At 48.3% G+C, this 24,402-nt stretch carries 24 protein-coding genes; 4 read left to right on the forward strand and 20 right to left on the reverse strand.

The genetic code is table 11. The features are described 5' to 3' along the window. Positions 1-11: 11 nt before the first annotated feature. The 7 genes from AC0LWM_RS27185 to AC0LWM_RS27215 form a co-directional block, all read right to left on the reverse strand. Positions 12-713, reverse strand: a complete 702-nt coding sequence (locus tag AC0LWM_RS27185; protein ID WP_474678171.1) for a YceI family protein — start codon at positions 711-713, stop codon at positions 12-14. A gap of 123 nt (positions 714-836) precedes the next feature. Beyond that, a complete protein-coding gene (locus tag AC0LWM_RS27190) occupies positions 837-1,679 on the reverse strand; it encodes a M56 family metallopeptidase (RefSeq protein ID WP_474678172.1) in 843 nt (280 codons plus the stop codon). 3 nt (positions 1,680-1,682) lie between these two features. Continuing rightward, complete coding sequence (locus AC0LWM_RS27195) at positions 1,683-2,093, reverse strand: BlaI/MecI/CopY family transcriptional regulator (protein WP_474678173.1); 411 nt, start codon at positions 2,091-2,093, stop codon at positions 1,683-1,685. A 58-nt stretch (positions 2,094-2,151) separates the two neighbouring features. Next, the gene (gene nrdD, locus AC0LWM_RS27200) at positions 2,152-4,086 is read right to left on the reverse strand and encodes an anaerobic ribonucleoside-triphosphate reductase (RefSeq protein ID WP_474678174.1); all 1,935 of its coding nucleotides are present in this window, start codon (positions 4,084-4,086) and stop codon (positions 2,152-2,154) included. A gap of 17 nt (positions 4,087-4,103) precedes the next feature. After that, complete coding sequence (locus AC0LWM_RS27205) at positions 4,104-4,760, reverse strand: radical SAM protein (RefSeq protein ID WP_474678175.1); 657 nt, start codon at positions 4,758-4,760, stop codon at positions 4,104-4,106. Positions 4,761-4,953: 193 nt separating this feature from the next. Further along, complete coding sequence (locus tag AC0LWM_RS27210; protein ID WP_474678176.1) at positions 4,954-5,235, reverse strand: spore coat protein; 282 nt, start codon at positions 5,233-5,235, stop codon at positions 4,954-4,956. A gap of 16 nt (positions 5,236-5,251) precedes the next feature. Next, a complete protein-coding gene (locus AC0LWM_RS27215) occupies positions 5,252-5,464 on the reverse strand; it encodes a hypothetical protein (protein WP_474678177.1) in 213 nt (70 codons plus the stop codon). A gap of 143 nt (positions 5,465-5,607) precedes the next feature. Here AC0LWM_RS27215 and AC0LWM_RS27220 point away from each other — a divergent pair, with 143 nt between their 5' ends. Both AC0LWM_RS27220 and AC0LWM_RS27225 read left to right on the forward strand, forming a co-directional pair. Next, positions 5,608-7,251 carry a thiamine pyrophosphate-binding protein gene (locus AC0LWM_RS27220; protein ID WP_474678178.1) on the forward strand — a complete coding sequence of 548 codons (1,644 nt, stop codon included), beginning with the start codon at positions 5,608-5,610 and terminating at the stop codon, positions 7,249-7,251. A gap of 28 nt (positions 7,252-7,279) precedes the next feature. After that, entirely contained in the window at positions 7,280-8,179 is a 900-nt protein-coding gene (locus AC0LWM_RS27225) for an SDR family oxidoreductase (protein ID WP_474678179.1), read from the forward strand. Between the two features lie 195 nt (positions 8,180-8,374). Here the strand turns inward: AC0LWM_RS27225 and AC0LWM_RS27230 are convergent, their stop codons facing one another. The 3 genes from AC0LWM_RS27230 to AC0LWM_RS27240 all read right to left on the reverse strand — a co-directional run bounded on the left by AC0LWM_RS27230 (position 8,375) and on the right by AC0LWM_RS27240 (position 13,234). Continuing rightward, positions 8,375-10,825 (reverse strand): hypothetical protein, encoded by a 2,451-nt coding sequence (locus tag AC0LWM_RS27230; RefSeq protein ID WP_474678180.1) that lies wholly within the window; start codon positions 10,823-10,825, stop codon positions 8,375-8,377. A gap of 25 nt (positions 10,826-10,850) precedes the next feature. Further along, complete coding sequence (locus tag AC0LWM_RS27235; RefSeq protein WP_474678181.1) at positions 10,851-12,512, reverse strand: RNA polymerase sigma factor; 1,662 nt, start codon at positions 12,510-12,512, stop codon at positions 10,851-10,853. Positions 12,513-12,769: 257 nt separating this feature from the next. Then, complete coding sequence (locus AC0LWM_RS27240) at positions 12,770-13,234, reverse strand: SRPBCC family protein (RefSeq protein ID WP_474678182.1); 465 nt, start codon at positions 13,232-13,234, stop codon at positions 12,770-12,772. 224 nt (positions 13,235-13,458) lie between these two features. On the opposite strand from AC0LWM_RS27240, the gene AC0LWM_RS27245 reads away from it, so the two are divergent. Next, positions 13,459-14,283 (forward strand): DUF2935 domain-containing protein, encoded by an 825-nt coding sequence (locus tag AC0LWM_RS27245; protein ID WP_474678183.1) that lies wholly within the window; start codon positions 13,459-13,461, stop codon positions 14,281-14,283. A gap of 5 nt (positions 14,284-14,288) precedes the next feature. Here AC0LWM_RS27245 and AC0LWM_RS27250 read toward each other — a convergent pair whose 3' ends face one another. The 8 genes from AC0LWM_RS27250 to AC0LWM_RS27285 form a co-directional block, all read right to left on the reverse strand. After that, positions 14,289-14,675, reverse strand: a complete 387-nt coding sequence (locus tag AC0LWM_RS27250) for a YmaF family protein (protein ID WP_474678184.1) — start codon at positions 14,673-14,675, stop codon at positions 14,289-14,291. Between the two features lie 164 nt (positions 14,676-14,839). Further along, complete coding sequence (locus AC0LWM_RS27255) at positions 14,840-15,364, reverse strand: hypothetical protein (protein WP_474678185.1); 525 nt, start codon at positions 15,362-15,364, stop codon at positions 14,840-14,842. An 82-nt stretch (positions 15,365-15,446) separates the two neighbouring features. Then, positions 15,447-16,394, reverse strand: a complete 948-nt coding sequence (locus AC0LWM_RS27260) for an aminoglycoside phosphotransferase family protein (protein ID WP_474678186.1) — start codon at positions 16,392-16,394, stop codon at positions 15,447-15,449. Between the two features lie 185 nt (positions 16,395-16,579). Beyond that, complete coding sequence (locus AC0LWM_RS27265; protein WP_474678187.1) at positions 16,580-17,302, reverse strand: ankyrin repeat domain-containing protein; 723 nt, start codon at positions 17,300-17,302, stop codon at positions 16,580-16,582. A 104-nt stretch (positions 17,303-17,406) separates the two neighbouring features. Continuing rightward, positions 17,407-18,330, reverse strand: coding sequence for an NAD-dependent epimerase/dehydratase family protein (locus tag AC0LWM_RS27270; RefSeq protein WP_474678188.1), 924 nt, complete (start codon positions 18,328-18,330; stop codon positions 17,407-17,409). A gap of 64 nt (positions 18,331-18,394) precedes the next feature. After that, positions 18,395-19,258 (reverse strand): MerR family transcriptional regulator, encoded by an 864-nt coding sequence (locus tag AC0LWM_RS27275; RefSeq protein WP_474678189.1) that lies wholly within the window; start codon positions 19,256-19,258, stop codon positions 18,395-18,397. Positions 19,259-19,359: 101 nt separating this feature from the next. Further along, on the reverse strand, positions 19,360-21,327 hold the full coding sequence (locus AC0LWM_RS27280) for a Na+/H+ antiporter (RefSeq protein WP_474678190.1): 1,968 nt from the start codon (positions 21,325-21,327) through the stop codon (positions 19,360-19,362). A gap of 135 nt (positions 21,328-21,462) precedes the next feature. After that, entirely contained in the window at positions 21,463-22,488 is a 1,026-nt protein-coding gene (locus AC0LWM_RS27285) for an alpha/beta hydrolase (protein ID WP_474678191.1), read from the reverse strand. Positions 22,489-22,656: 168 nt separating this feature from the next. Between AC0LWM_RS27285 and AC0LWM_RS27290 the strand changes: the two genes are divergently transcribed. Next, positions 22,657-23,763, forward strand: a complete 1,107-nt coding sequence (locus tag AC0LWM_RS27290) for a GerAB/ArcD/ProY family transporter (RefSeq protein ID WP_474678192.1) — start codon at positions 22,657-22,659, stop codon at positions 23,761-23,763. A 90-nt stretch (positions 23,764-23,853) separates the two neighbouring features. Here AC0LWM_RS27290 and AC0LWM_RS27295 read toward each other — a convergent pair whose 3' ends face one another. Both AC0LWM_RS27295 and AC0LWM_RS27300 read right to left on the reverse strand, forming a co-directional pair. After that, complete coding sequence (locus AC0LWM_RS27295) at positions 23,854-24,084, reverse strand: hypothetical protein (protein WP_474678193.1); 231 nt, start codon at positions 24,082-24,084, stop codon at positions 23,854-23,856. A 15-nt stretch (positions 24,085-24,099) separates the two neighbouring features. Further along, a complete protein-coding gene (locus tag AC0LWM_RS27300) occupies positions 24,100-24,366 on the reverse strand; it encodes a DUF5132 domain-containing protein (protein WP_474678194.1) in 267 nt (88 codons plus the stop codon). Positions 24,367-24,402: the final 36 nt, after the last annotated feature.

Genomic DNA, 24,402 nt, shown 5'->3' on the forward strand with positions numbered 1-24,402 from the left:
CCTAATTGGAATCATGCCAGCTTCTTGTACAAATTTAGCCGAAGCTGTACGGTTACGTCGTTCTCGGTATCGAGTATGACCGTGTGAGGATTTTTCATGCCGAAATCGTCAAAGGTAACGACCGTGCTGCCTTCCATTTTGAAAGCGCCTTGGGTGTAAAGCGCCTCGGCTGCGAAGGCTACGTCCTTCGAGATGCCTTTGATGGTCAGCGTCCCGTTCATGGTGAAGGACGCTTTCGCTCCTTCCTTCCATTCTTTCGGGAAGTTTTCGAACGATTTGACGGTGAATGTCGCTTCCGGATTAGCCGATGCGTCTAAGTATTGAGGCCCTTTAATATGTCCGTCCCGCTGCGAGTTGCCCGATTGCAGCGCGTTAATATCGACAACGCCGTTCCCGCTCATTTTCGTCTGATCGTTCGTATCGATCATCCAATTTCCAGAGACGTTTGCTCCTTCAAAATTGACGGTTTCTTTAGATGTTGTCACGGAAAAATATATTTTCGAATCCGGCTGAATGGTCCATTCTCCGTTCACGTCGCTCGGATCTACGGCTGCTGTACCCGCAGTACCCGTCTCCTTTTGTACAGGAGTATTCGCGGGGATTACATCCTGAATTTCTACGTGGTTGCCGGCAAAATAATCGTATAATCCATATGCGCCGCCTGCTAATACAACGACAACTCCTAAAGATATGGCTGCTTTTTTAACGTTCATGAAATTTCCTCCTTATGATACATTTCAAGTCTTGTCCAAATCGATTTACTATCGAACGGTAAGGTCGTATCAGCCCCCTTGCCAGAATACACTACACGATGTAGTGTATGTGTTTAAAAAAAATTACAGAAGCTCGCCGGCAAATACGACCGATAAACCGGTGACCACCTGCAAGGAAAGTATCGTGGTGATGACAGGCAGCCGTAAGGCTAGCCCTACCTGCGGATCGATCAGGTATTTGATTCTAATGTTGATCGATGGTTCCGCAAACGAAGCATAGGTGAACGGATAACGCACGGTTTGTTTTCTTAGCAGCTTCAGCAGCGCGCTTCCAAGACTCTCCGCGGATCCCATCGCATCGATCGCGCTGGAATCGGCCAATACTTCCCGGGCAGCCTTATACTGCTTGGTGCACCACTTCAGAATGGGCACGTACCATAAAACGGACGAGCATACGACCATGATAAAGGTTTTGAGCGGATCCTTATGCTTCATATGGAAAATCTCGTGATGGATGAGCGCCTCAAGTTCGCTAGTATCGAGCAGCTGCAGAAGCCCGGTAGATACTACGATCCGGGGACGGAAGAAACGCATCGTCAGCGCAATAGGATCCGTATGGGAAACGACCAGAATGCCGTCCCTCCCGTCGTTGTATTCGTCATTCAAGGCCGCTGTCAGTGACTTATCTTGGAGCGTAGACAGCTTCTTGTACACACGGCGGGACAAATAAAGCTGTCTGCAAACGAGCCAAACGACCAGCAGAGGCGTGGACACGACCAGCAGATCAAGCAGGGTAGCCATCCACCATAAGCCGAACTTCTGCATCAAGCTGGTACAATGCTCAAATACGTTGGAGACGGAAATGCCGTAAAGCTTCTGGGCTACATACAACCCCATCTGAATTGTAATAAACAGTGAAATCATCGCACTCGAGAAAAACAGAATTTTTGATCGCCGTCTCCACATCTTCTATCTTCCTTTTTTGAGCGCTTTTATTTTTTGCTCCAGCTTCTCCAGCAGCTCCGGATCGGCTTCGTCCAACCCGTCCAGCATGTGGCTGACGACGATCGGACCGAAATCTTCCACGAGATTGTGGGAAATTTCTTTGGACTGGCTCTCAAGAAACCGTTCCTTGGATAACACGGGCCGATAAATCGACGTTCTTCCAACGACGGATTTGGTCAACATCCCTTTGTCGATCAACCGGTTCATCACGGTCATCACGGTATTGAAATTGAGATCCTTGTCTTTTCCCAGCTTCGTCTGCACATCTTTGATGGATAGATCGGGGGCGGACCAAAGAATGTCCATGATCTGTGCTTCCAGCGGTCCGAAAAACAATTCCAAGCCTCGCTGGTTAAACGTAAATTTCTTCTTCATTCCGCACGCACCTTTCACTACGAATTGTAGTGTAATGAGGACGGGAAGTCAACTTCAATTAAAAAGAATGAATCGGTTCTTCTTTCACTCTTGTTCTCGCATTCCAATCAAACCTTCTCGCTCTGCTCCAGAAGTTGTAGTCCCCAGTATAAAAGCCATCCTTATCCACCTTTATGCTTTTTCTCGAAATCATCTTCACATAACCGATAACACGACTGAACGTGGCGATATCGTCGCTGCCGCATACCGGACAGGACTCCAAATCGATTCCATCCTGGGCTAACAATTGCCGACTGCAGCTTAAACAACTCGTAAGAGTAGGCGTAATCGTGATATAATTGATCGGTTTTTCAAATATTTTACCGATATACTGCGCAAGCTTTCCGGGGGTAACTTTGCTTTCCAGAAAATGATGGAGAATGCTACCCGATGTTGCATACCCTTGGAATTCGGCGCTGTTATCGATTTGCTTCAGGAAGTCTTCCTCGCCGAATGGAAGCATGCACCCGGATGTCAAGTACACATCATCGCCGGATCCCTGGACATAGACTTGCCGCCCCTGCTGCTTCCCCCATTTCAGATCATGCCGGGCTAACTTGATCGCGGCATTCTCCCCGGGAGCATATTCAATCCCGCACGCCACTTGATCCCGCACGATGAATTCATTGATGATGTCCGTCATATATTGCATGAGACGATGAGCCAGCCTCTTGCCATTCTCGTTCGACATTCCGCCTTGAAAGCCCATATTGTGCAAGCCCTCGTGCATGCCGGTCACTGCGAATACGTTAAAATAGTTTTTCAGATCCTTATTGAATGCGAAAAACGTCGGATACAATTCTTTATTTTTTTCGATCCACGCTCTTTTCGCTTGATGTCCTTCCTGCATAAGCTCCAGAACCTCTCTTATTTTATCCAAAAGCACGGTATCGTCATATCCGTATTCCATCAGAATACGGTTCAAGTTCAGATTCAACACTTGCACGGCACCGGTCGAGCCGGTAGAACTGCCGAATATGCCGCTTCCGGCTTTTGAAAGCACGGACAAATCGATCTGAAGCCTGCAGCATAAGCTTCGGCTCGCTTCCGGATCGCGCGGTTTCAGGTAAGGGTTACGTTCTGTGTAGTATTCATGCTCAAACGGTTTGGTACGGAAATTTTCAAAGTAGACGCCGCCCCAATAATACATTTTCTCAAGCAAGTAAAGAAACAGTTCGTTCTGCATGTCAAAATGATCGTCAATTTGAACGGTGATTAAAGGAAACGTGAATGGAATTCCCGTCCCGGTCCCCTCTTTCATCACATCGATAATCGCTTTGTTGATCCGGTCGTAATAGATCGGCGGAATGTCTTTATACTTGATCTGTTGGGTCTCGCCGCCGATAATGACTTGTTCGTCTTTGATTTCCCCCGAAGGTTTGCCGAATTCCATCGTCATGTTCGAAAATGCGGATTGAGAACCTCCGCGCAGCGGCATGTTCATCTCCCATATCAAGCTTTGAAACAATTGTTTCAATTCCTCATCCGAATAAGTTTTGCCTTTCTCCCCTTCTTCGAAAAACAGATAGGAAGCGGATATGGTTGTCAGCTGGGACAGCATTACCGCGCCGGATACTTGCTGCGACATCAGGACGATGACGTTGCTGAAGTGTCTTAACAAAATATCCAACTTCTTCGTTGGTTTGGATGACAGCATATTTTTGGCCAAGTTGGGTATTCCCATCATCGCGATATCCTTGCATCCGACACTCATGCAGTACGGGCTTAATTGCTTATCGTGGATATAAACGACGCCTTCCCGGTAAAGCGCCGACAGCTTGGACGGCAATATATGCGTAAGCAAAAAATCCTCTTCGGCATAGTTTGTAAGATTGTGACGCAACAAAGGCAAAGAATAAACAAAATTACTGTTCTCGCGTTTTAAATAGTCCGTCTGTTTGTCCTCGACCCCCGATGTGAACTTTCCGATGATTTCGTTAACATGATTAAACATCTCTGGTTCCTCCTTATCTATTGATGATAAAACTCATTTAACTTATAGGTGACCTCACTCTTGTAACGTTCGTTCAACTCATCGACGTAGGTGCGGATTTGTTCGAAATACTCCTCGCTTAGAACTGGGTATTTCACGGTGCGGACTTGACTGTAAGGACTGTTGTGCCATACAACCGATTGGACCGACGTTAACATGCTTTCAATCAATTCAGACGTAGGAGAAACACCGAGAACGGTTTGATAGGCGGATGCGTCAATCGTCTTATCGAAAGTATGGTACGGCAATTTCATATCGATATGGATCCCGTCCGCCAGCTCTCTCTCCAGCAAATAACGTATTTTCTCGGGAAAGGTGCCGTTTGTGTTGATGATGATCGTACCCGTAAACCATTTCCTTATTTCCGCAAGAAATGCGGTTATCTCGGCAAGATTGCCCATCAGAAATTCTCCGCCGCTGAAAATAACGGCATCGAACAAATAACCGTTTCTCTTGATTTGGTCCACAATATCGTTTGCCAGCAAATAATGCTCATGACGTTCTGCAACCAGTTCGTCATAGTTATGGCAACCGATACAGTGCAAATTGCAGCCCGCAAGTGAATGAATCACTAACGAGGTGCATCCGGGCAGATCCTCGAACGTTCGAATCATTTTCGGATAAAATTTAAGCAAGATTCCACTCCCCTCCTCCTCAAAGATAACCATATGTAGGTCTTCGCTTTCATTGTAAAACTATATATAGCAGAAATCAGTGACTTGATTCACACTTTCAAGACAAACAAAAGAAGCCATCCGAAGATGCGCTTCTTTCTGGTAGATCTTTATGCTGCAGACCTCTTGCGGCCGCTTGCCAAATAACGATAAATTATAGGTTTAATGCGTTGGTAGCCTGCTGAATATCGGAAGCGATTTGCTGCTTCATGGCATAGGCGTTGTACAACCCTTTGGATTGCATGTAACCGAACATCTTCTCTTGAAAATCTACCGCACTATTGAATTCTTGCTTCAAAAACGAGCGTACTTGCGGCGAAGCGGCTTCGGTGATGGCCGACGCGATTTCTTTGACGGCACCTTTGGATGCCATCAGCATGTCGGCTGCAATTGTCTGATCGGTTAGCGTTGATTGAACTTGAACCGCCATATTCATTGGTAATCGTCCCTTCCTAGAACGTAGTATTTGCTGCGCCGGCTAAAATCGTTTGCATCTGCGTGATTGCGTTAGTCGTTTGTTGAATTTCTTGTTCGATCAATGTTTTAAGCGCCGGGTCTTGAACGAGCTTAAGACGAGCTTTAGCCTCGGTCAAGCAAACGGTTTTGGAAGACATGAGCTCATGCATGTCCAATGCTTCGTGTGGAGCCAGACTCGATTGATTCATTGCTTCACCTCCATTTCCAAACGATATTATGGCAATCATGAATCAACTTCATGCACTTTCTCCCCATAAAACTTGTTGAATTCATAATAAATACACGCGCGATCGGCATACTAAAAGCATTAATCCGTGCGGAGGTAGGCGCTTTGCAGATTCGGCAAACGGAAAATAAACCATCTTCAACACCCGCTACAGTTGCGGAGGTCATCTTGGAGCAACTCAGAATGTGGGGCGTAAGACGGGTTTACGGTGTCGTCGGGGATTCGATCTTTGGTTTCATGGACGCTTTTGCCAAGCAAGAAACTATTTCGTTTATCGCCGTCAAACACGAGTCCGTCGCGGCGATGATGGCTTCGGCGGAAGCGAAATTAACGGGGCGGCTCGGCGTTTGTACCGCTCATATGGGACCGGGTCTGGCCAATTTGATCAATGGACTAGGCGATGCTTTTCTTGATCAAGTTCCCGTCCTAGCGATTACAGGTCAAGCACCGCTGAACAAAATCGGCACGCCATACAAACAATTCATCAATCAACAGCAATTGATGATAGCCATCTCGTCATGCAGTGAACTTGTGGTCCATCCGGACGCAGTCCTTGACTCCCTTTCGCAAGCTATGCAAAAGTCGATTTTATCTCAAACCGTTGCGCACTTGTCCATCCCTTCGGATGTATTTATTTCATCTACAACAACGTTGCCCAAAGAGCAACCTCATATCTCTAATCCCTGCAACACCGATCCGAATAAAATCGAGCAAGCATTGCAAATCATGCGTTGTTCCAGGCGCCCCATTGTCCTAGTAGGCAAAAATGTCCGAACGGAACCGGAGACCATTCAATCCTTGGCTCAGCTTTGGGGAGCCGGTATTGTCATGAGTTATGGCGCAATGGGCATCATCCCCGATTCGTTTCCGCTTATGTTAAACGGTCTTGGTGAGGGCGGTAATCCGTTTCTCGCCGGGCTGTTCAGACAAGCGGATATGGTCCTGAGCATCGAATCATCTTGGTGGCCGGAAGGTCTATTCCCGCTTCATGCTCATGTCATTCAAATCATAAAACAACCGACAGATCTTGGGATTCCTGTGCCGGTAGATCTTGGACTTGTTGGCGACGCGGCAAATATCATTCCGATCCTGAGTAAAGGATTAGAAGCTTATGAACCCAATTCGGTATGGTTCGACCAGATCAATCATTGCAAACAAGCATGGTCCTCGCAAAATGAACGGGAGAGGCTGGAACAAGTCGAGTCAGGGCTTCATCCTGCTAACATCATTCGGATCATGGAACAGCACATAACCCAAGATGCAATAATCGCCTTGGACGAAGGGGATTCAACCCTCTGGTTCCTAAGAAATTTTCGGGCCACTTCCCAGCAAGTGCTACTCTCCGAGCGCTGGCGGACAATGGGATTCGGCTTGCCTGCCGCCATGGCTGCAAAGCTGGTTTTTCCGGATAAACAGGTTGTCTGCATAACCGGCGACGGCGGTCTCGCCATGGTCATGGCCGATCTGCTAACCGCAGCGAAATACGGATTGCGGATCATCGTTATCGTTTTCAACAACGGTGCACTGCAAATGGAACGGGATAAAATGTTCATGAAAGGAATGCAACCAGAAGGGACCCTGCTTACGAATCCGAACTTTGCCTTGGTAGCGGAGGCATGCGGATGGATCTCGTATCGAATTGACACGGTCGAACAAATGGAAGCGGCATGTAAGGATTCGCTGAATTGCAATAAACCGGCTCTACTCGACGTACATACAGCCGCGATACCGCATCCTGACTTCAACTGACGATGACGACATAAAGGAGATAAGGCCGATGACAACGACAACACAAAATACGAATCAAACCTTAACGAAGATGCAGCCCTACCCTCCCTTCCCTCCTCAACATCAGAATCAGCAACCGGGACTTGAATCGCTCATGGACCCAAAACCCGTTTTCGATAATCCTCAATATACGGGAAGCGGCAAGCTTAAGGACAAAGTCGCGATCATTACCGGCGGAGACAGCGGCCAGGGCCGAGCGATTGCGGTCGCCTTCGCCAAGGAAGGCGCCGATGTCGTCATCGTGTATTTGAACGAACATTCCGATGCGGAAGAAACAAAGCAATATATCGAACAACAAGGCCGCCAATGCTTGACGATCCCCGGTAATATCGGGGATGAAGCATTTTGCATGCAAATTATTGAGCGCACGGTTGGACATTTCGGCAAGTTAGATATTCTGGTCAATAACGCGGCTGAACAGCATGTTCAGCACCACCTCGAGCATATTACTTCCGAACAAATGGAAACCACGTTTCGGACAAACTTCTTCTCTGTATTTTATTTGACCAAGGCGGCGTTGCCTCATATGAAAAAAGGAAGTACGATCGTGAATGCTGCTTCATTGACGGCATATGAAGGAAACGAACTGCTGATGGATTATTCTGCAACCAAAGGTGCGATCGTTGCTTTTACCCGGTCTTTGTCCAAATCCTTGCATAGCAGAGGGATCCGCGTGAACGGGGTCGTTCCCGGAACGATGTGGACTCCGCTCATTCCGGCTTCTTTTCCAGCGGATCAAGTGGCTCAGTGGGGGGCTAAAAACCCGATGAAGCGCGCGGGGCAGCCTTTCGAAGTCGCGCCGGCTTATGTCTATCTCGCATCGGACGATTCGTCTTATGTTTCAGGACAATTCATTCATGTCACCGGCGGCGTGATCGTAAACAGTTAAGGATAATAAGAAAAGCTCCTGTTCGGAGCCCTCTCCACGATGAATGACCCTGCGTAAGAGGAAGCTTTTCTTGCCAAATAGAATTTAGGACACCGCGTTATCTGCGGAAAACTTATAAATTCTATTATGGTAAAAATACAGGCGGCCAAGGCCGCCTGCTTTAACTGCCAATCAGTTCCTGAATCGGGTCTGACGTTACATTTTGCGATAAATTTCCTCAATCATTCGTAAACCTGCTGCTTCGGATTCCAGTATTCCTTCCAATAGCTCGACGGTTTTCAACCGTTTTTCCACGTCGACGATCTTGCTGTGCGGCTGCATCCACGGGTACATATCGTTCAATTGCTTCCAGTTGTTAGCCGCTGCGTCGTAATGGCGTGCCGCCTCTTCCAGTGCGTTCGTCCAATCTGGACCTAACTTCGAGGCTGCCTCCCTAAGGAATGAGGCCGCATACGATCGGCATTCCCGCCATACATCGCACAAATACCCCACGTAGAAACCGACCGCATTCCCTTCTTTAACAACATGGATCCAATGCTTATAAGCAGCGGTGCCATAACGGTAACCGGCTTGCGAAACTTCGGCTTTTCCGGAGTTCTGTTCAAGAATATATGCAAATGCTTCTTTCAATGTCGTCTTTACATCCGATGCCTGAACCGGATCAGCCCAATGAATATCGATAAATCCCGATTTCACGTCGAGCGAATCGCCTGTTTGTTCTTTTCGCCTCGCGGAGCAGGGTTCGCATGGACAATACGCAACACCAATAGCTTCCCATGGAATCACCAATCCCCGTTGATGCCATCCGTGTGTCAGAAAACCTTGCGGTTCATACCCGTAAAGCACTTCCGTTTCGGTTTGCTCGGCGAGTCCCTGTCCGAAACAAGGCAACCCTGCATCAATCGCCTGACGGATCCCTTCCGTTGCTTTCATCCGCCATTCGTCATGATTATTGATGTCCGTATGCACTCGAATGCCATGAATTTGGAGCCCGATATTGGCCGCCAACCGATGAATGCGGTCAATGGAAAGTCCGAAATTCGGCGCGCGATTCGTGACATCCTCATCTATTGCCATGAGAAATGCATAACCGGTCGCTCCAAAAAGCCAAGCATTGATGATCCGTTCTGCTTGATGAAGATCCAAGCATGCTCGCATAGCTCCTACACGCGACATATGGAATCCTGTGAATTGATAGGAAGGCAGCTCTTTCCGCATGCTTAAAATACCAACGATATTGCGAATGATCGCAGTCGACTGTTCCTCTTTATCGCGTATGGTTGTTAATAGAGCTATAGCTGCATCTACGTCCAAATCGGTTAACAACACACGGTGCAATTGTTCCAAAGCACTTCCAGCTGCCTCCATGGTGCCTGCCGCTTCTTCGATTAATGTTGCGGCCCCTCCCGAAAAGCCGCTGATCTCATAAAGGAACTCCGCTGTATGCGATCGGCATTTGGACCAAAAAGCAGCAAAATAAGCAAGTCCGCTCATGTCACACGCACCGGATTCAACAAAACGTAAACACGCATCCAGTGCGGAAGTCCCCCATAGCAAATCACGACTCGCTTGAGACGGATTATTCCTCTCCTTCGATGACTGAATCATCATCTCGCACAACGCGCGAAATGCATCCTTTTCATTTCCAGGCACTAACCGGTACACCGCGTGATCGGAATCTCCGAAACGATTCCAAGAGCGTTCCGCCTCCATTCCGGAAGCCCGAACGATACATCCATTGTCATGATAGCCGACAAGAAGTGCGAAATCTTCCATCTCTTCATCAAAAATAAGGCAAGGGAATCCGTCATCGACCGATTGACGAATTTCCTCTTTCAGGTCGCCGTGCTTTCCTAACCGCTCCGCAACGACTCCGATCGCTTGAGCATATTGTTCCAGCAGACGCTGCCCCCATTTCCGCCAGCCTTTCCGGCTTACTTCCCGATCGACGGCCATTCGTCCCGCTCCCCCTGCAAGAGCGTACATTTTGGAATCGGAAATTATCCGGTTCCAATAATGCAGCACACCTCTAAGACAGCCGAGAAAACCCGGTGCCTGTTCATCAGGCTCAAGTCCATGCAGGAGCCGCAATCCCTCGGATAAGGCCGTCCCGCTTGGACGTTCTACGACTCGAAAGCTCTTGATCGTAACTCGCGACCCCCAACCTGCGCCAATCGCTATCTTTTTGCTCATCCCGGCAAAATTTCCTTTCATCGTAAAGCGTTCCACGTTGTCTATGACCAAGGTCATGCGCCCTTCATCAACGATCCACCGTACTTGTACCCAAGTATCGGTAGGCACTGTTCCGGCTTCTTTGATCCGAATTTCTTGTTCGGTCACGGGGTTCGACAAAACTAATGTCCCCGGCTGCACTTCCCAATTCAAAATCAGGTTCCCATGTGTCCCATATTTCAGCCGAATATTGGTCGAATCGGTTTTCAGATTTGCATCCAAGATGAATGGCGTTCTAAATTCCCGGTTGGACCATGCCGGATGACGGTAATCGTCGTCGGTAATGGACATACCGTCCGGTTCGAATCGCGGCTTGCATGCAACACCTGCTGCCAAATACCCCGCTTCCCCTTCACACTCGATAGGAAAATGCATTTCTTGCTCTGCAGTGTTCGTTAGCTCAGCTAGGTTCATTGTGAATTCCACCTTCCCAAGATTGTCATTTCGATTCGATGCTTCGAGATAATTTCTCCAGCCAGTTCAGTCCGTTTTTCTCCGCTACATATGCTTCGTTCAGCAGCCAAATGGCTTGTTTACGAAAAAACGGATCATGCGGCATTCCTCCTCCCGGAAAAGGAAAAAGCTCGGTCATCCGGCGCAGGAAGTCTGCCGAATCTTGATAGCACGCTGTCGCTTGACGCGCGAACTTTTCACTCACGCCTATGAGCTTCGTTTGAACGATCTCCAGAAATAGTACGGCATGTCGTCTAGCATCAGCCGCGACAGAAGCCGTGTACGCATTGCCGACTTCATCAATCTGACCGTTCTCGAATGCACGGATCCAAGCTTGATAAGCGGCCAAGCCGCTTGTATATCCAAGAAAGCCTAGCTCACCTTGAGCGTGCGTGCGGATTTGCCTAATCGCATAGCGCAATGATTCGGTAAAAGGCATTTCTTTTAATCGATCAATCGAGCAAACGAACAATCCGCTTGTCGAACCTTGGCCGAGATTTTCGTAAGGAATCGTTTTTTGCTTGTTGCCGTTGTCTGCATGAATGATCATCTCTTTGTCATCATAACCTGTGATCAAATCAAAACCCGGCCCGAATAAATCCCAAGCCATTACCGGCCGACCTGAAGCTAGCGAGCTTTTCATGTGCACAAGCCCTAGCGATAATGCGAAAGGCGATGGAGGAAGCCCGCCGTCTCCCGTGCGACTGCATGATATACCCAAACTTTCCAGACCGGCTTCAAACACCGGTTCCCAAAAGTATGTAGTCGGACCTGAAGCATCGATTCGGGCCGTCTCCACATTCAATCTAAACGCTTGCCCGGTCAGCCCCATCACTTCCGGATATGACAATTCCGCTGCATAACTATGACGAAGGATCCGATATACGCATAAGGCAAAAGAGCTTCCATGACCTCCTTTGCTGACAAGAGCACGAACCTGCGTCTCCTTGCCCAATGCAAGCTGCACGCTCTTCGGTTGGCCCGTCTCTTTATCGTTGTATAAATATTCCTGCAGGTACATACGGAATCGGGCATCCTTCAGTTTTGCCCGCGATCGGGAAATCGTCTTGTACACTTGGTCGGGCGATATGCTGTACAGTCCGGCGATCTCCGAAGGACCCATTTGACGATAAACATGTGCTTCAACAATACGTCGTTCATGAGGTTTTAATGTGGACACCATCCGCCGGATCGAATGAACCAATTCCCTATGAAGGAGTTCTTCTAACGGTTCGTCTACAGTACCCGTACCATGACGATCGGGAAGCTCTGCCATACGGTTCAAATGTCCTTCCAAGCTGCCCCATTCCGAGTCTCGTTCTCCGGACTCAGGAGCATAGCTGGAAAACGGACGCTCTTTGCCAAACGGCCCTCCGCCGCGCATTCGCGTGTGAGCTTCGTTTCGCACGATCTTATTCAGCCAGGGCACAAACTTCTCTGCATTCGAAAGGCTGCTTACATGAAGGAATGCACGCATGAACGCCTCTTGCACGATATCCTCGGCCAAGTGCCGATCGCGGGAATAGCTTCTCGCAACCCCAAATGCCTTACTGCGATGGCGCCGAACGAGTTCAGTAAACGCAGAATGATCACCGGTTTTTGCCCGTTCAACTAGAACCACATCGTTTAAGATGTCGCTATCCCGCATTTCGTACGGTTCTCCCCCTTACATATTCGACATAATGTATGGACGACGGCAGGCATAAATTTCTGACCGTTTTTTTCGTAATCGCACAAAAAAAATATTTTTTAACGTACATTTCATTGCATTGGTACTGACTTTGAATTCGTTATCATTCAACATTTTCCTTTAATCTCTGGTATGTCCTCCGAATAGGGTAAGAACTTTTTCGTCCAAAAAAAAAAGCCGCGATTACGCGACTTTTTCTTTCAATATAAATTGAACTAACGATCGACGTTGGCGTCAGGAGCCTTGTCGCGTACGAGATTCAAGACGATGCCGTGCTCAAGAAGTGCCTTCAACCCGCAAAGAACAATCGTAAAACCTTCCGTCGAATCTATGGCCTGCTTTACGATTTCATCCCCGTCTCCCTGAAAACCCGTATTGGCAATCGTAACGAAGGTTTCGTTCTCTGCACGAGGAGAAAATATCCACTCCACCGTGGTACCGCCAAAATCGATGAGGATTCGCTTGTTTACCTCGATTTCCTTCACATCAACGTCCGCGGATACACCGTACATTTCCCAATCCCACTGAACTCGTCTTCCTTTTTCTAACCGACCGCTGGCTTTGGTGAACCAGAATTTCGAAGTAATCGTGGGGTCGATGAAAGCCTCAAACACTTCTTCCACCGGTTTTCGAATCAGCATTTCCGCCTTTGCAACCGGTACGTGGTTCAAAGATTCCATTACGCTGCCTTCCTTCCTCGTGCAAGATGTTCTTCAATCATAGCATATTACATTTGATATGATCTCCTCCACTTTCATTAATATTATTAATTATTTATTCCATTAATTACACAACTTGCTCCTGCACATTGCGTCATCAAGATATTATGATTTGGACATTTAACTAACTTAGGCGTTCGCACATATGTTATTAAGAAATGGTCTAATTCAGGAGGTAATTTTAGATGTCAGACGCATTTGTTGCGCGCTCGTTGGATGAGCTGCGGTTTTGGTCGCGTATCATGAAGGAGCATTCCCTATTTCTTAAATTAGGATTTCGATGTGAAGACACACAATTAATCCAGGAAGCGAATCATTTCTACGCGGTGTTTGAGAACATCGAGAATAGGTCGAAAGCATTTACGCTTGGAACGGATCCTCAAGTGATCAGAAGATTCAATGAGGAAGTTTTTAATGCGGTTTCGCACATTTGGGTATTTAAACGAAAAGTGCTCGGCTTGATTTTGCGGTGTCAGCTTCCAGGGGCGAATAATTTTCCATTGTTGGTCGACCATGTAAGCAGAGAAGCCAATTACTTCAGGAATCGCTTGACGGAACTGAATACGGGACGATTGGAGCCGCTTCCTGACGCCATTATTGATGAAAATGTGTTTTTCCTAAGAATCATGGCCGATCACGCAAAATTTATTAGCCATTTGTTAGATCCTTCAGAGCGGAAACTGGTGGAGCAAGCAAATAACTTCAGTCAGGACTTTGACCAATTATTGTTCCAAGCAAGAGATTTGGAATCGATGCGCCCTCAATCCCAAACCGTCCCTCTTCTCGATCAATTCCTGGATCAGAACAGAGTATCCGTTAAGGCGCTGCGCGACTTCAAAAAGACAGCACGCGATCTCATCGATGCGTGCCGGATTAAAAGCATTATCCATCCTTTGCTCGCAGATCATGTGTTCCGCGAAGCCGAAAGATTCTTAACCATTATCGACATGTTTGAAAATAGTTTGACCGGAAAACCATTGCCTAAAATGCGTGAGCTCCTGTTCGATTAAGAATTTTATCTGCTCACCTCATTCCCCGTCCGACCGCTGTAAGCATGAGAATGAGGACGGACTCCGCTCATTGTAGTATGCCCTTCAAACATATGGTAGTGACCGCCGCCAGGCAGTGCAATTGCAGGGCCGGTCGTGCCTTGAATGATATGGGTATGGCCTTGATCCAACGAGGTGACTGTATTGTATCCATGCACGTGCGGTACTCCTGTAGGTGCTGGAGCAGTCCAACTGGAATAATCATGCGTATGTCCGTCGTTAAAAGACGTTCTCCCTGCAAATGCATGTACATGAACGGGAGTACCGTTCCAAGAGGTAATATAAAGTTGATGAGTATGATGGCCGTCGGCATCGCTTGAACCCATAACGAAACCTGTTATCGGAATGTCCATAGTTAGCTCCCTTCTATTTGAAGTAAATATAGGATAGTCTATGGCGGATGAACAAAGTCAGGAAGCGGCTAGAGCCTAAACTCTGAAATTGTTTTGACTTCAAAGGATGCAAAAGGAGCGCCAACCGGCGCTCCTTTGATCTTTATTATGTTATTGGTTTCTGCTCAGTTGCTTGTCTCCCGTGTCTCAGAAACCGGCTGGCGATTAGCGGGTCTGGCTATGGTCTGGATCGTCTTTTGCATCATCAGTGAAAGCTTGGATATCCAGGTCATCTGTTCGACCTTTCCGATCAGCCAGAGAGTCAAGAGCAAGCCGATCAATGAAACAACAACCGCGGCCGGCAAGGTCCAGATTGAAACGGAATGAGCGAAGTAAGGAATTAAAGATACGGCAAGGATTGGAGCCGCGTTCCACTTGAAAAAATGGATGAGCGAAATCGTTATGATCGCAGTTGCAAAAAACGACATCACCCCGTTATCAAGAGCATACATCATACTCCCGATCGTTGAGGCAATCGCCGCACCGAGTATAATTCGCTTCACATCCTTCAATTGACCGACGCGTTGGATAAATATGAAACTGAATGCGCCTAGGGTCGGATAAAACACCATCTTCAATGATGGGAATTGGGTGGATACCCAATAGGCAATCATCAAATAACTGCAAATGATTAGCGAACGTAAGTACATTAGGAGAAGTTCATCCTTTCCATATCTAAAGCCGAGTTATGTACTGGGCTTTTATTATATTACAGAAAGGCGACACTTCAGGTCAATACTTTTGTTGGCTGTACCACTTAGGCACGGTGAGCTCGAAGTTGTCATGATCATCCATGACCTTGCGGATTTTCATCAACATGGATTCTAACTCTTCCGGTATCACTTTAAGGACCCATACGACGGATGAAATCAAAGTCATTGCAAGATAAAGCGAATAAAGCTGCCAGAACTTCTGATCAGGTTCGCTATGATTGTGATATCCTCGGATTTGCCCGACTGAAAAAGGTACGCTAACCTCAGCGCAGAATATTCCGACCTTCACAAATTCATGGACAGGATCGCCCCAGTCGTTCCTGTTAAAATCAATGACGCCCGAAAGATTCCCGTCTTTAACAATAAGGTTACCGATATGGAAATCATCATGCTGGAAAAGGTTCGGTCGGTTCTCCATGATATCTAAATTGTTGTCAATAAAGGCTAGCAGCTTCGCCTCATGATCAATGACAACTCCACAAGTTGCGTATTCCGTTCGATATCGAAGATGCTTGGCGGCCATTCTTTCATGCCAAGACCTGATACCGCTATCCGGACAACGAACCTGATTGATCTTCAGCAATTCCATACCTGCTTGAACACCAATAGCAAATTGCTCTTTATCGTTCAATAGCGGAAGCTCTTCCGATGCTTCATTCCCTTCAATGTAGGAAACAATCATATAGCCGAGCTCCTGATCGGGAAGTACACCGATTTCAATCGGTCTGGAGCACTTCACGCCCTGTCTCTCCATCAGTTGGAGTCTATTGAACTCCAACCTTTTATTATGATCTTGATCGATGCTATACGTTCTTAGTATGTATAGGGGTTTATTGTTATTGTCGTATACGATAAACTTACCGTCACTTGAGTAACCTTTATGGATTCGTTCAAGCTTGGAACTATTTCGCAGCATGATAATCGCGTTTCGAAACAGCTCGCCTTCGTTTGGGTTGTTGTCCACCATTATCCCTTCTCTCACTATTTGTCTAATTCGAATCAAAATAAATCCGAGACCTATCCTATTCGCGATTTATTGCTAAGAACCTCTTGAAAAATCAATTCGACGAAAAAAGACCTCATCCGACTCGTCGGAAAAGGTCTTGATTCCATCTTGACTTCAAGCTCTCTTACATAATTGGAGGTAGATGTTTAACTTTGAGCGGGTTTTGCCCCATGCTCGATCAACCACTCCACCAATTCGTCGGCATGAACTTGACGCGCGATGTCCAGCGGCCGCTGATCCTGATATCCGACCCAGTTGATGTCGGCTCCCTTCGCAAGCAGGAATTCGGCAGCCTCCTTTTGTCCGCCGTGACACGCCTGCCAGAAGGACTCGGTAATATGATCGGGCTCGGGAACTATGCCGCTTGTAAAATAAGCATGAAGCCGCTCCGTCAACCCTAACGCCGCAGAGTGCCATAGTCTCGTCCTCGCGCCGCGCTCGACCAAACGACGAGCCGCTTGCCATTGGCCGAAAGCTACGGCATCGTCCATCGGCGTGCCGCCGCCGATCACCCCGCCGGCAGCCTCGATATTCGCGCCGGCGCCAAGCAAGGCGTCCAGCGCATCGACATCGTCGCTGCTGGCTGCCCAATGAAGCGGCGTCTCGGCATGTCTGCCGACGAATGCGGCGTTCACATCTGCACCTGCTTCGATCAACGTAGTTATGGTTTCCGCGACGTTGGGGAAATGGCCCGGCCAATCGGTCGCCACGTGCAGCAAGGATCGCATTCCCCCTCGAAGGTCGGCAATTCTAGACACAACCAGCTCTGGATGTTCAGCTAATAATTGCTTTAATCTTGCCGTATTCCCGGTGCGAATCGCTTCAACTGTGTCGGCGGCCAACGGCTCGATCATTGATATGATGTTCATATCCGTCCCTCCTCGGATGCTTCAATCAGATAAAATATTAACATAAAAACCATGAGATGGCATGTTGTATTGGAATACCTTTGAACCGCTTTCGGCACATCACTTTACCCTTTGGCTTGACGGTACCACGCCACGGTTGTGCGGATCGCCTCGTCCAGCGGCGTCGCTTGCATGTTGAACCGTTCGGTGAACTTGCGGCTGCTCACGACGAACGGCTTGTCGAATTGATACAGCATTTCGATGGATTCACGTGCGGCCGGGATAAACAAACCGCCGATCCGCAGCATGGTTCGGCTCATTGCGCCCGCTTTGGGCGGAAAGCCTGCAGCCCGGTAAGCCGCCTCGGCAAACTGCCGCCGCGTGACGGTTCCCGCATTCGGCACATGCCACGCTTGACCGAATGCGTCATCATGACCGCTAAGCGTAACCAGCGCTTTGCCGAAGTCCTCGATATACGTCAGCGTATGCGGCATGTCAAGATTGCCGATGAGCATACACTTCTTCCCGGCGACAGCCGGTTTGAACAGCATATCGCCAACGGTGGAGTCCGTCACATGCGGCCCGAAAAAGTCCGATCCGCGCCCGATAACTACCTCCAGCTTCCCCTCCCGGTGCGCCTTCATCCAGCGGTCGGCGAGCGCCGCACGGACGCGTCCTTTTTTCGTTTGCGCACGATACGGCAGTTCTTCGTGGATTTCTTCGTCGACCTCGTCGTACATGTATAAATTATCGGCGACGACGACCTTCGCCCGTGCGGCGACGGCTCCGGCCATCATACTTTCCTGCAGCCTCGGAAACAGCTCCGGCCACTTGTGATAAGGCGGCTGCGCGCACTGAAACACAACGTCGGCTCCATGCATCGCCGCTTTCGCATCCTCGATGTCGTACAAATTGGCTTTCGCCAGCTCGACTCCGTCCGGCACCTTGGCCAAACCCGAAGTGTTGACCATCCTTACCCGTTTTCCTACGCGAACAAGCTCCCGCATGACCGCTAATCCGAGCGGTCCCGTTCCTAATATGACATGCATCGTTTATCCCTCGCTTTACTTGGCAAATTCACTCCTACATCCAAAAAAATAAACCCTATTGCAACTATAGGGTCAATACTTTTTTCACCGGAATTTGCATCTCCACGATCATTTCTTCCGGTTGTATAATATTCGCGAACTCCATCACGTATTGTTCGATCACAGGACCGTTCTCCGCGTATCCGTAATCGCTCATCCAAGCGAGCAAGCTCGTATACACCTCCTTGCACGACGCCTCGTTACGAATGCCGCAATAGCTCGCGCATAGGAAGAAACCGCCTGGAATGATCCGCATCAACGGATCGTCATCGGCTGCAGCGGCAATCGGGATGCAGCATTCAAGATCGGCATCGCTGCGGTCGAATTCGAGAATCGATTCGTGATAGATCGTCATGATGCTGCCGCTTGGCTCGATCCCTTGTCGTTTCAACAGTCCGAACAGTTCGGTGAAACGAAGGATAAACGCATCAAAGTCACAGGCGGAACGTTTTCGTTCCGAAATTGCCAAGCGATCGGGAAGCTTCTTAAATTCGATATATACATCGACCTGCTCGAACGTTCGGCGAAGCGTCTGCTGCATTTCAAAATGCTCGATCCGTTTGTCGATCGTCGCAATCGCCGCTTCCAGCGTACGCAGCTTTTCGATCGCCTCATCCTTCTTGCTTCGCATCATGCGGACGATATGATCGGTCGTCCATCGTTTCAGCATATCCGAAATTTCGTCCAGCGAGAAATGAAGGGAACGCAAGTCTTGAATAATTTTGATCTGCATCATGTCCTGATTGGAATAGAAACGATAGCCGTTAATCGGATCGACTTCCGCCGGCTTAACCAGTCCGATTTTATCGTAAAAATGAAGCGTTTGTATGGATATCTCGCAAATTTTCGCCGTTTGTCCAATCGAATACAATCGCCTTCTCTCGCCCATGTCCGTCCTCCCCTAAACGTACTCTTTGATCCATTTTATATTTAGAATCGCAGAGGGTAAAGGGAAAATCCGTGACATGCGCGGATCCTTATTCCGGATCCTTAATCATTCTCGAGCATAAAAGCTTCTCGGCTACGAATATTCCGCCTCAGTACGTTAGCGACTTCCCGGGTAATTTCGTTTCGGCCGTACATCGACTGGACCTCGTCCCGCTCCGCTTGAATAGCAATCCATTGCAGGTCGCTTTTGATTTGTTCATTGCCTTGCGAAACGCGATAAGGCGCCGAATATTTATCTTTCAGGAAGCGGTAATGCTGGATCATTTCAGACGCCTCACTCCGGTTCGCTGAAAGGCTTTTTTGTTCCAAGGCTTCGATTACCGCACTGCTCGTTTGAAGTTTAATCTTTCTGATCGCTTCCCGATCGGAGATGGATATTTCTGATTCTTTTTTGAACAACAATCGTCTGATTCCTCTTGTTAATCGTTTCAAAACAATGGACAAGGGATTCATCCGCCCCGACACGAGAAGTTTGATTTCTTCCAAGCTTTTCAAAGCCATCTCGGCATGCCGCTCGCTAATTTCCCCGCCTGCCAACAGCCGGTGTATACAATCGCGTTCAATTTCAAGAGCTACGATTCGAATCGCGACCTCTTGCTCACTCCTCTGTCTTCGCTCGTTCAGCTGGGACTGTCTGATCCATCTGCCGTATTCGGAGATGACCGCCGAAGCTTCTCCTTCATTCTCTTCGGTTATGGCATGGCGAACCGCTTGAATTGCGGATCGCATCATCCTGAGTTGGCCTTCATGCTCCTGCTGAGCGCTCTCCTCGTTTTTGCTCATTCCTTTCGGTTTGGCTAACAAAGGCAATAAGGCGCTCGCCGCAAGCAAAGACAGCAGGATAACGAAAGCTGCGAGGAAGATGACCAGGCTTCGTTCCGGAAATGGATCGCCGTTCTCGATCACTAATGGGATCGTAAAGGCGCCGGCAAGCGTCAGCGCGCCGCGAACACCGGATAGCGAGGTCATTGCAATTATTTTAAAGGAAGCTTTGTTTCCCTTGCTGATTGCGGAATAAACATAGACCCACAGGAAACGCAGTACGATAAGAAGGATATATATGACCAAAGCATATACGATGACGTCGAAATTGTTATAGTCAGGACTCTTGAATACCGTTCGGAACACGCCAGGGAGCTGAACGCCGAGAATGACAAAGACAAGTCCGTTTAGCAAGTAAACGATGATCGTCCATGTATTGTCCGTAAGCTCTCTGGACCGAGATTTTATGGAGAGGGATTGATCGCGTTCAATCGCGTGCATGACACCGCCGGCAACCGCAGCGAGAATACCGGACAATCCAAGCTCTTCGGCTGCCAGAAACAGCGCGAACGGAGTCAGGATATGGATCAGCATGTGCATCGTCTCATTCTCAAGCCCCGATCGGCGAAGCATCCAGCGTATTCCGGTAATGATCATGGCCAGTATCGCTCCAACGGCCAAGCCTCCAATGGCAATCACGAGGAAGCTGACGCTCGCCTTCGATAACGAGAAAACACCCGTGACCGCAGCGGCAATCGCGAACTTAAAAGCGACAAGGCCCGAAGCGTCGTTCATCAAGGCTTCGCCTTCCAGCAAATGTATCAAGCTTTTCGGCAAATGGATTCGGCCGGCCAATGCGCCGACGGCAACGGCATCCGTCGGAGATAATATGGATGCGAGTCCGAACGCGACCGGAAGCGGCATCGAAGGGATCATCCAATGAATGATATACCCTCCGACAAACACAGTGACGAATACTAAGCCTACCGCCAGCAAAAGAATAGGCGCCCGGAGACGCCATAGTTCGCTTCTTGGCGTCATTTTTCCATCGTTATACAAGAGCGGAGCGATGAACAAGACGAAGAAGAGCTCCGGCTCCAATTCGAGATGAAACTCCGTGAAGTACGTAATGGCACTGCCGAGCGCAATTTGAATAATCGGAACGGGTACGGACGGGAGCAGATGATTAATGACATTGGACACCCCGACCAAAGCAAGGAAAATCAATATCGTGATAAATAGTTCCATTCATAAGAACTCCTTCGAGCAATGAAGTGATCGATACCTCCATTCTTTCCTTTGTATTGGTAAAATAAAACAAAGACACACCCTCGATTGAATCAGGGTGTGCCGCATAAGCTTCTTGCGATCTTGGAACCTCCGTCACTTGAGCCAGCGATCGAGAAACGAATAGGCCATTTGGCGAACAAGCGGCGGAAAATCATGAGGGCCCGAACCGAGCATCGAGACGAAGCGGTCCCCCGCGCCGTGCCAATCGTACAATGTTGCGAGTTCGAACATGGCGTCGCCGATCGATTTCCAATGTGGGAAAATTTGATCGCCTTGGGCCGAATAATTGAAGTACGGCGTCGGGCAGCAAAACGCGATAATCTCGTGAAATTCGAATGGCACGCGTCCCCGTGTAAGTTCCGGCGTCATTTTTGGAATGTGCGTGTACCAGTCGGCACGGACGCCCCAATGCTCCGGATGCGGATCCCCGGCGAACGGACTGACGCCGCAGCTTGCCGCGATCGCCTTCACTCGCTTGTCGAAGCCGGCGAGAAAATAAGCGTTGTACGAACCGAATGAATGGCCGATGGCGCCGATCGCCTCGGCATTGACATACGCAAGGCCGACGAGCACATCGATTCCATGCATGTGGTCGGTCATATTTTTGGCGACGGTTGTCCATTCGGGATATTGCTCATAGAACGGTCCGCTTTGGAACGGTTCGTGGCCGGGGTATATGCGTTCGCCGGCCGTGAGCGCGTCCGGCGCCAGCACGACATACCCGCGCTGGACCAGTTCGACCGCGTAGGTGCGGTCCTTCTTCCCCGGATACGTGGCAATGTCTTCTTTGCCGTTGCGGTTCGTCGGGTGCAGTGCGAGTACGGCAGGATAACGGGCCGCACTGTTCGGCATTTCGCCGTTGGACGACGGGATCAATAAAAATGCGGTGATACGATCCCCATATACGGTATCGTATACGATATGCTGCCGGATATGATCGTCTAGCGTCACTTGGGACAACACACGGACATTCGTAGGTACCCGTGCGGGCAGTTCGCCGATATAATCAAGCCATACTCGGCGGATGTGATCCAGCTTAAGTTCCCAGTCATTCTGTGTTGAAATGCCATCGAGCAAGTGCGGCATTCCGTTCCGGTTCAATTCGCTCAATGAGTACAATAGACAGACTCCTCTCCCTACATGAGTCAAGAACGAGTCTATCATATCACATTTGTTGCCAATAACACGCGATGGATGGCAAGTTTTTCAACTTTCGCCGGACTGCTCATTCATAATTCCTTTGCATCTTGGGCATGGTTAATATTAACATGTCCCGGGAGAATTTAGATGAAGAAATATGCTTTTAACGAAATTACGCTTTTTCAATATATTTTTCTGATTTTTACATCGGAACTGGGGGTCGGCGTGCTTCCGTTTCCGTCCAATGTGGTTCAATTCGCGGGAACCGACAGCTGGATCTCCGTCATATTGGGTTGGATTCTTGTTACGTTTGCAAGTTTAATCATCGTTCAAGCAATGAAGCACTATCCGAACGGGACATTGCTCGATCTTCTGGAGCACTATGGAGGGAAATGGTTAGGAAAAGCCGGAGCTGTGCTCGTCGCTCTCTACTTTGCCTATTTCACCTATGTTGTTTTCACCAGAACTGTTCTGTATATCAAGATTTTGTTGCCGCAAACGCCTGACCTCGTAATTGCATTACTGCTTATCATTCCGTTTTGGTTTATCGCCCGAAACGGTATCCGCGTTCAAGGCAGATATGCGGAAATCGTTTTTTTCATGTCATGCTGGATGCCTTTAATTTTTATATATAATCTTCAGGACTCGGGCTGGCTGCATCTCCTTCCTGTACTCAAGGAAGGGTGGATCCCGGTTTTTACCGCGACTCCGGAAATGATATTTACGTTTCTTGGATTTGAAATGACGTTTATTTTATATCCGTTCTTGAAACATAAAGCTCATGCAGGAGCCGGAATCGTTATCGCGAATACGTTGGCCATGCTTGTATATTTAACGATAAACATCGCCTATCTGATTTTCTATAGCCCGGACCAGATCAAAGAAACTCAAGAACCGGCCCTTCAAATGCTGAAGGTCATTGAATTTCCTTTTATGGAGCGGTTCGATATTGTATATTTAGCTTTTTATTTGCTCATCATGGCCTTAACGTGGGTACCTTTTTCTTATTGTTGTGTATTTACATCCAGCTGGCTGCTCGGAAAAAAAGACCATCGTCAACATTTATTTATTTATTTATCGATTCTGGTAATAACGTATTTCATCTATGCTCCCACATTTGAGCAAAATGAAAAGATGATCGCCTACATGGGGCGTTTGGGGTTAGCATTTGCGATTGTTTTTCCTTTCCTGTTATGGGTATACGTAGCCGTTGTTGACCGCTATGGCAGAACGAAACACCAATCGAACGGATGATCATACAAAAAACCGCGGTTATCGCGGTTTTTATCGGTTAATACCCATTTTGTATCATCGGTTAATTACAATCTCGCCAATCTCAGCAGGTTATTTCCCGATCCGTGGAAACGTGATCCAGGAGAGCAAGTTCAATCTCGATTGTTTTCCTTTCTCTCGAATGAGTCTCAAAAACTCACCCAAGAATAACTCCCACTTCTTTCCAACGGCATCCTTTTCCCGCTGATTTTCAAGTACTTGCCTGATGCTCTGATTTAATGCCGATTCCAAATGAGACAATGCCTGCCGGAAATGAAATTCGATCGTTTTTTCTTCCTCCATATAAGGGACTCCTTCCTACTTCTGATCAGGCTCCGTTTCAAGAGAGGAGATTTCTTGATCCAGCCTCTTCTTCATTCGCTCGAATTGAGCTTCCGCCACAATGTCTTCCACTTCCTCGCGTGCAATTCGAATCATTGCACGAGCCCGGTTCATGATGCCGCTACCCGTTTCGGAAGAAGCAAGCAAAGGCCGAAACGTAGATTTGGCGATGGGCAGCAGGACGGAAACCGCGGCGGCGAGCGCAGCGCCAACGATGATTTTGTCTAAATTTTTTTGCAGCATATTCATCCTCCGTTCATGGGAAATAAATCCGGATGC

The sequence above is a fragment of the Paenibacillus sp. sgz302148 genome, from assembly GCF_056120465.1.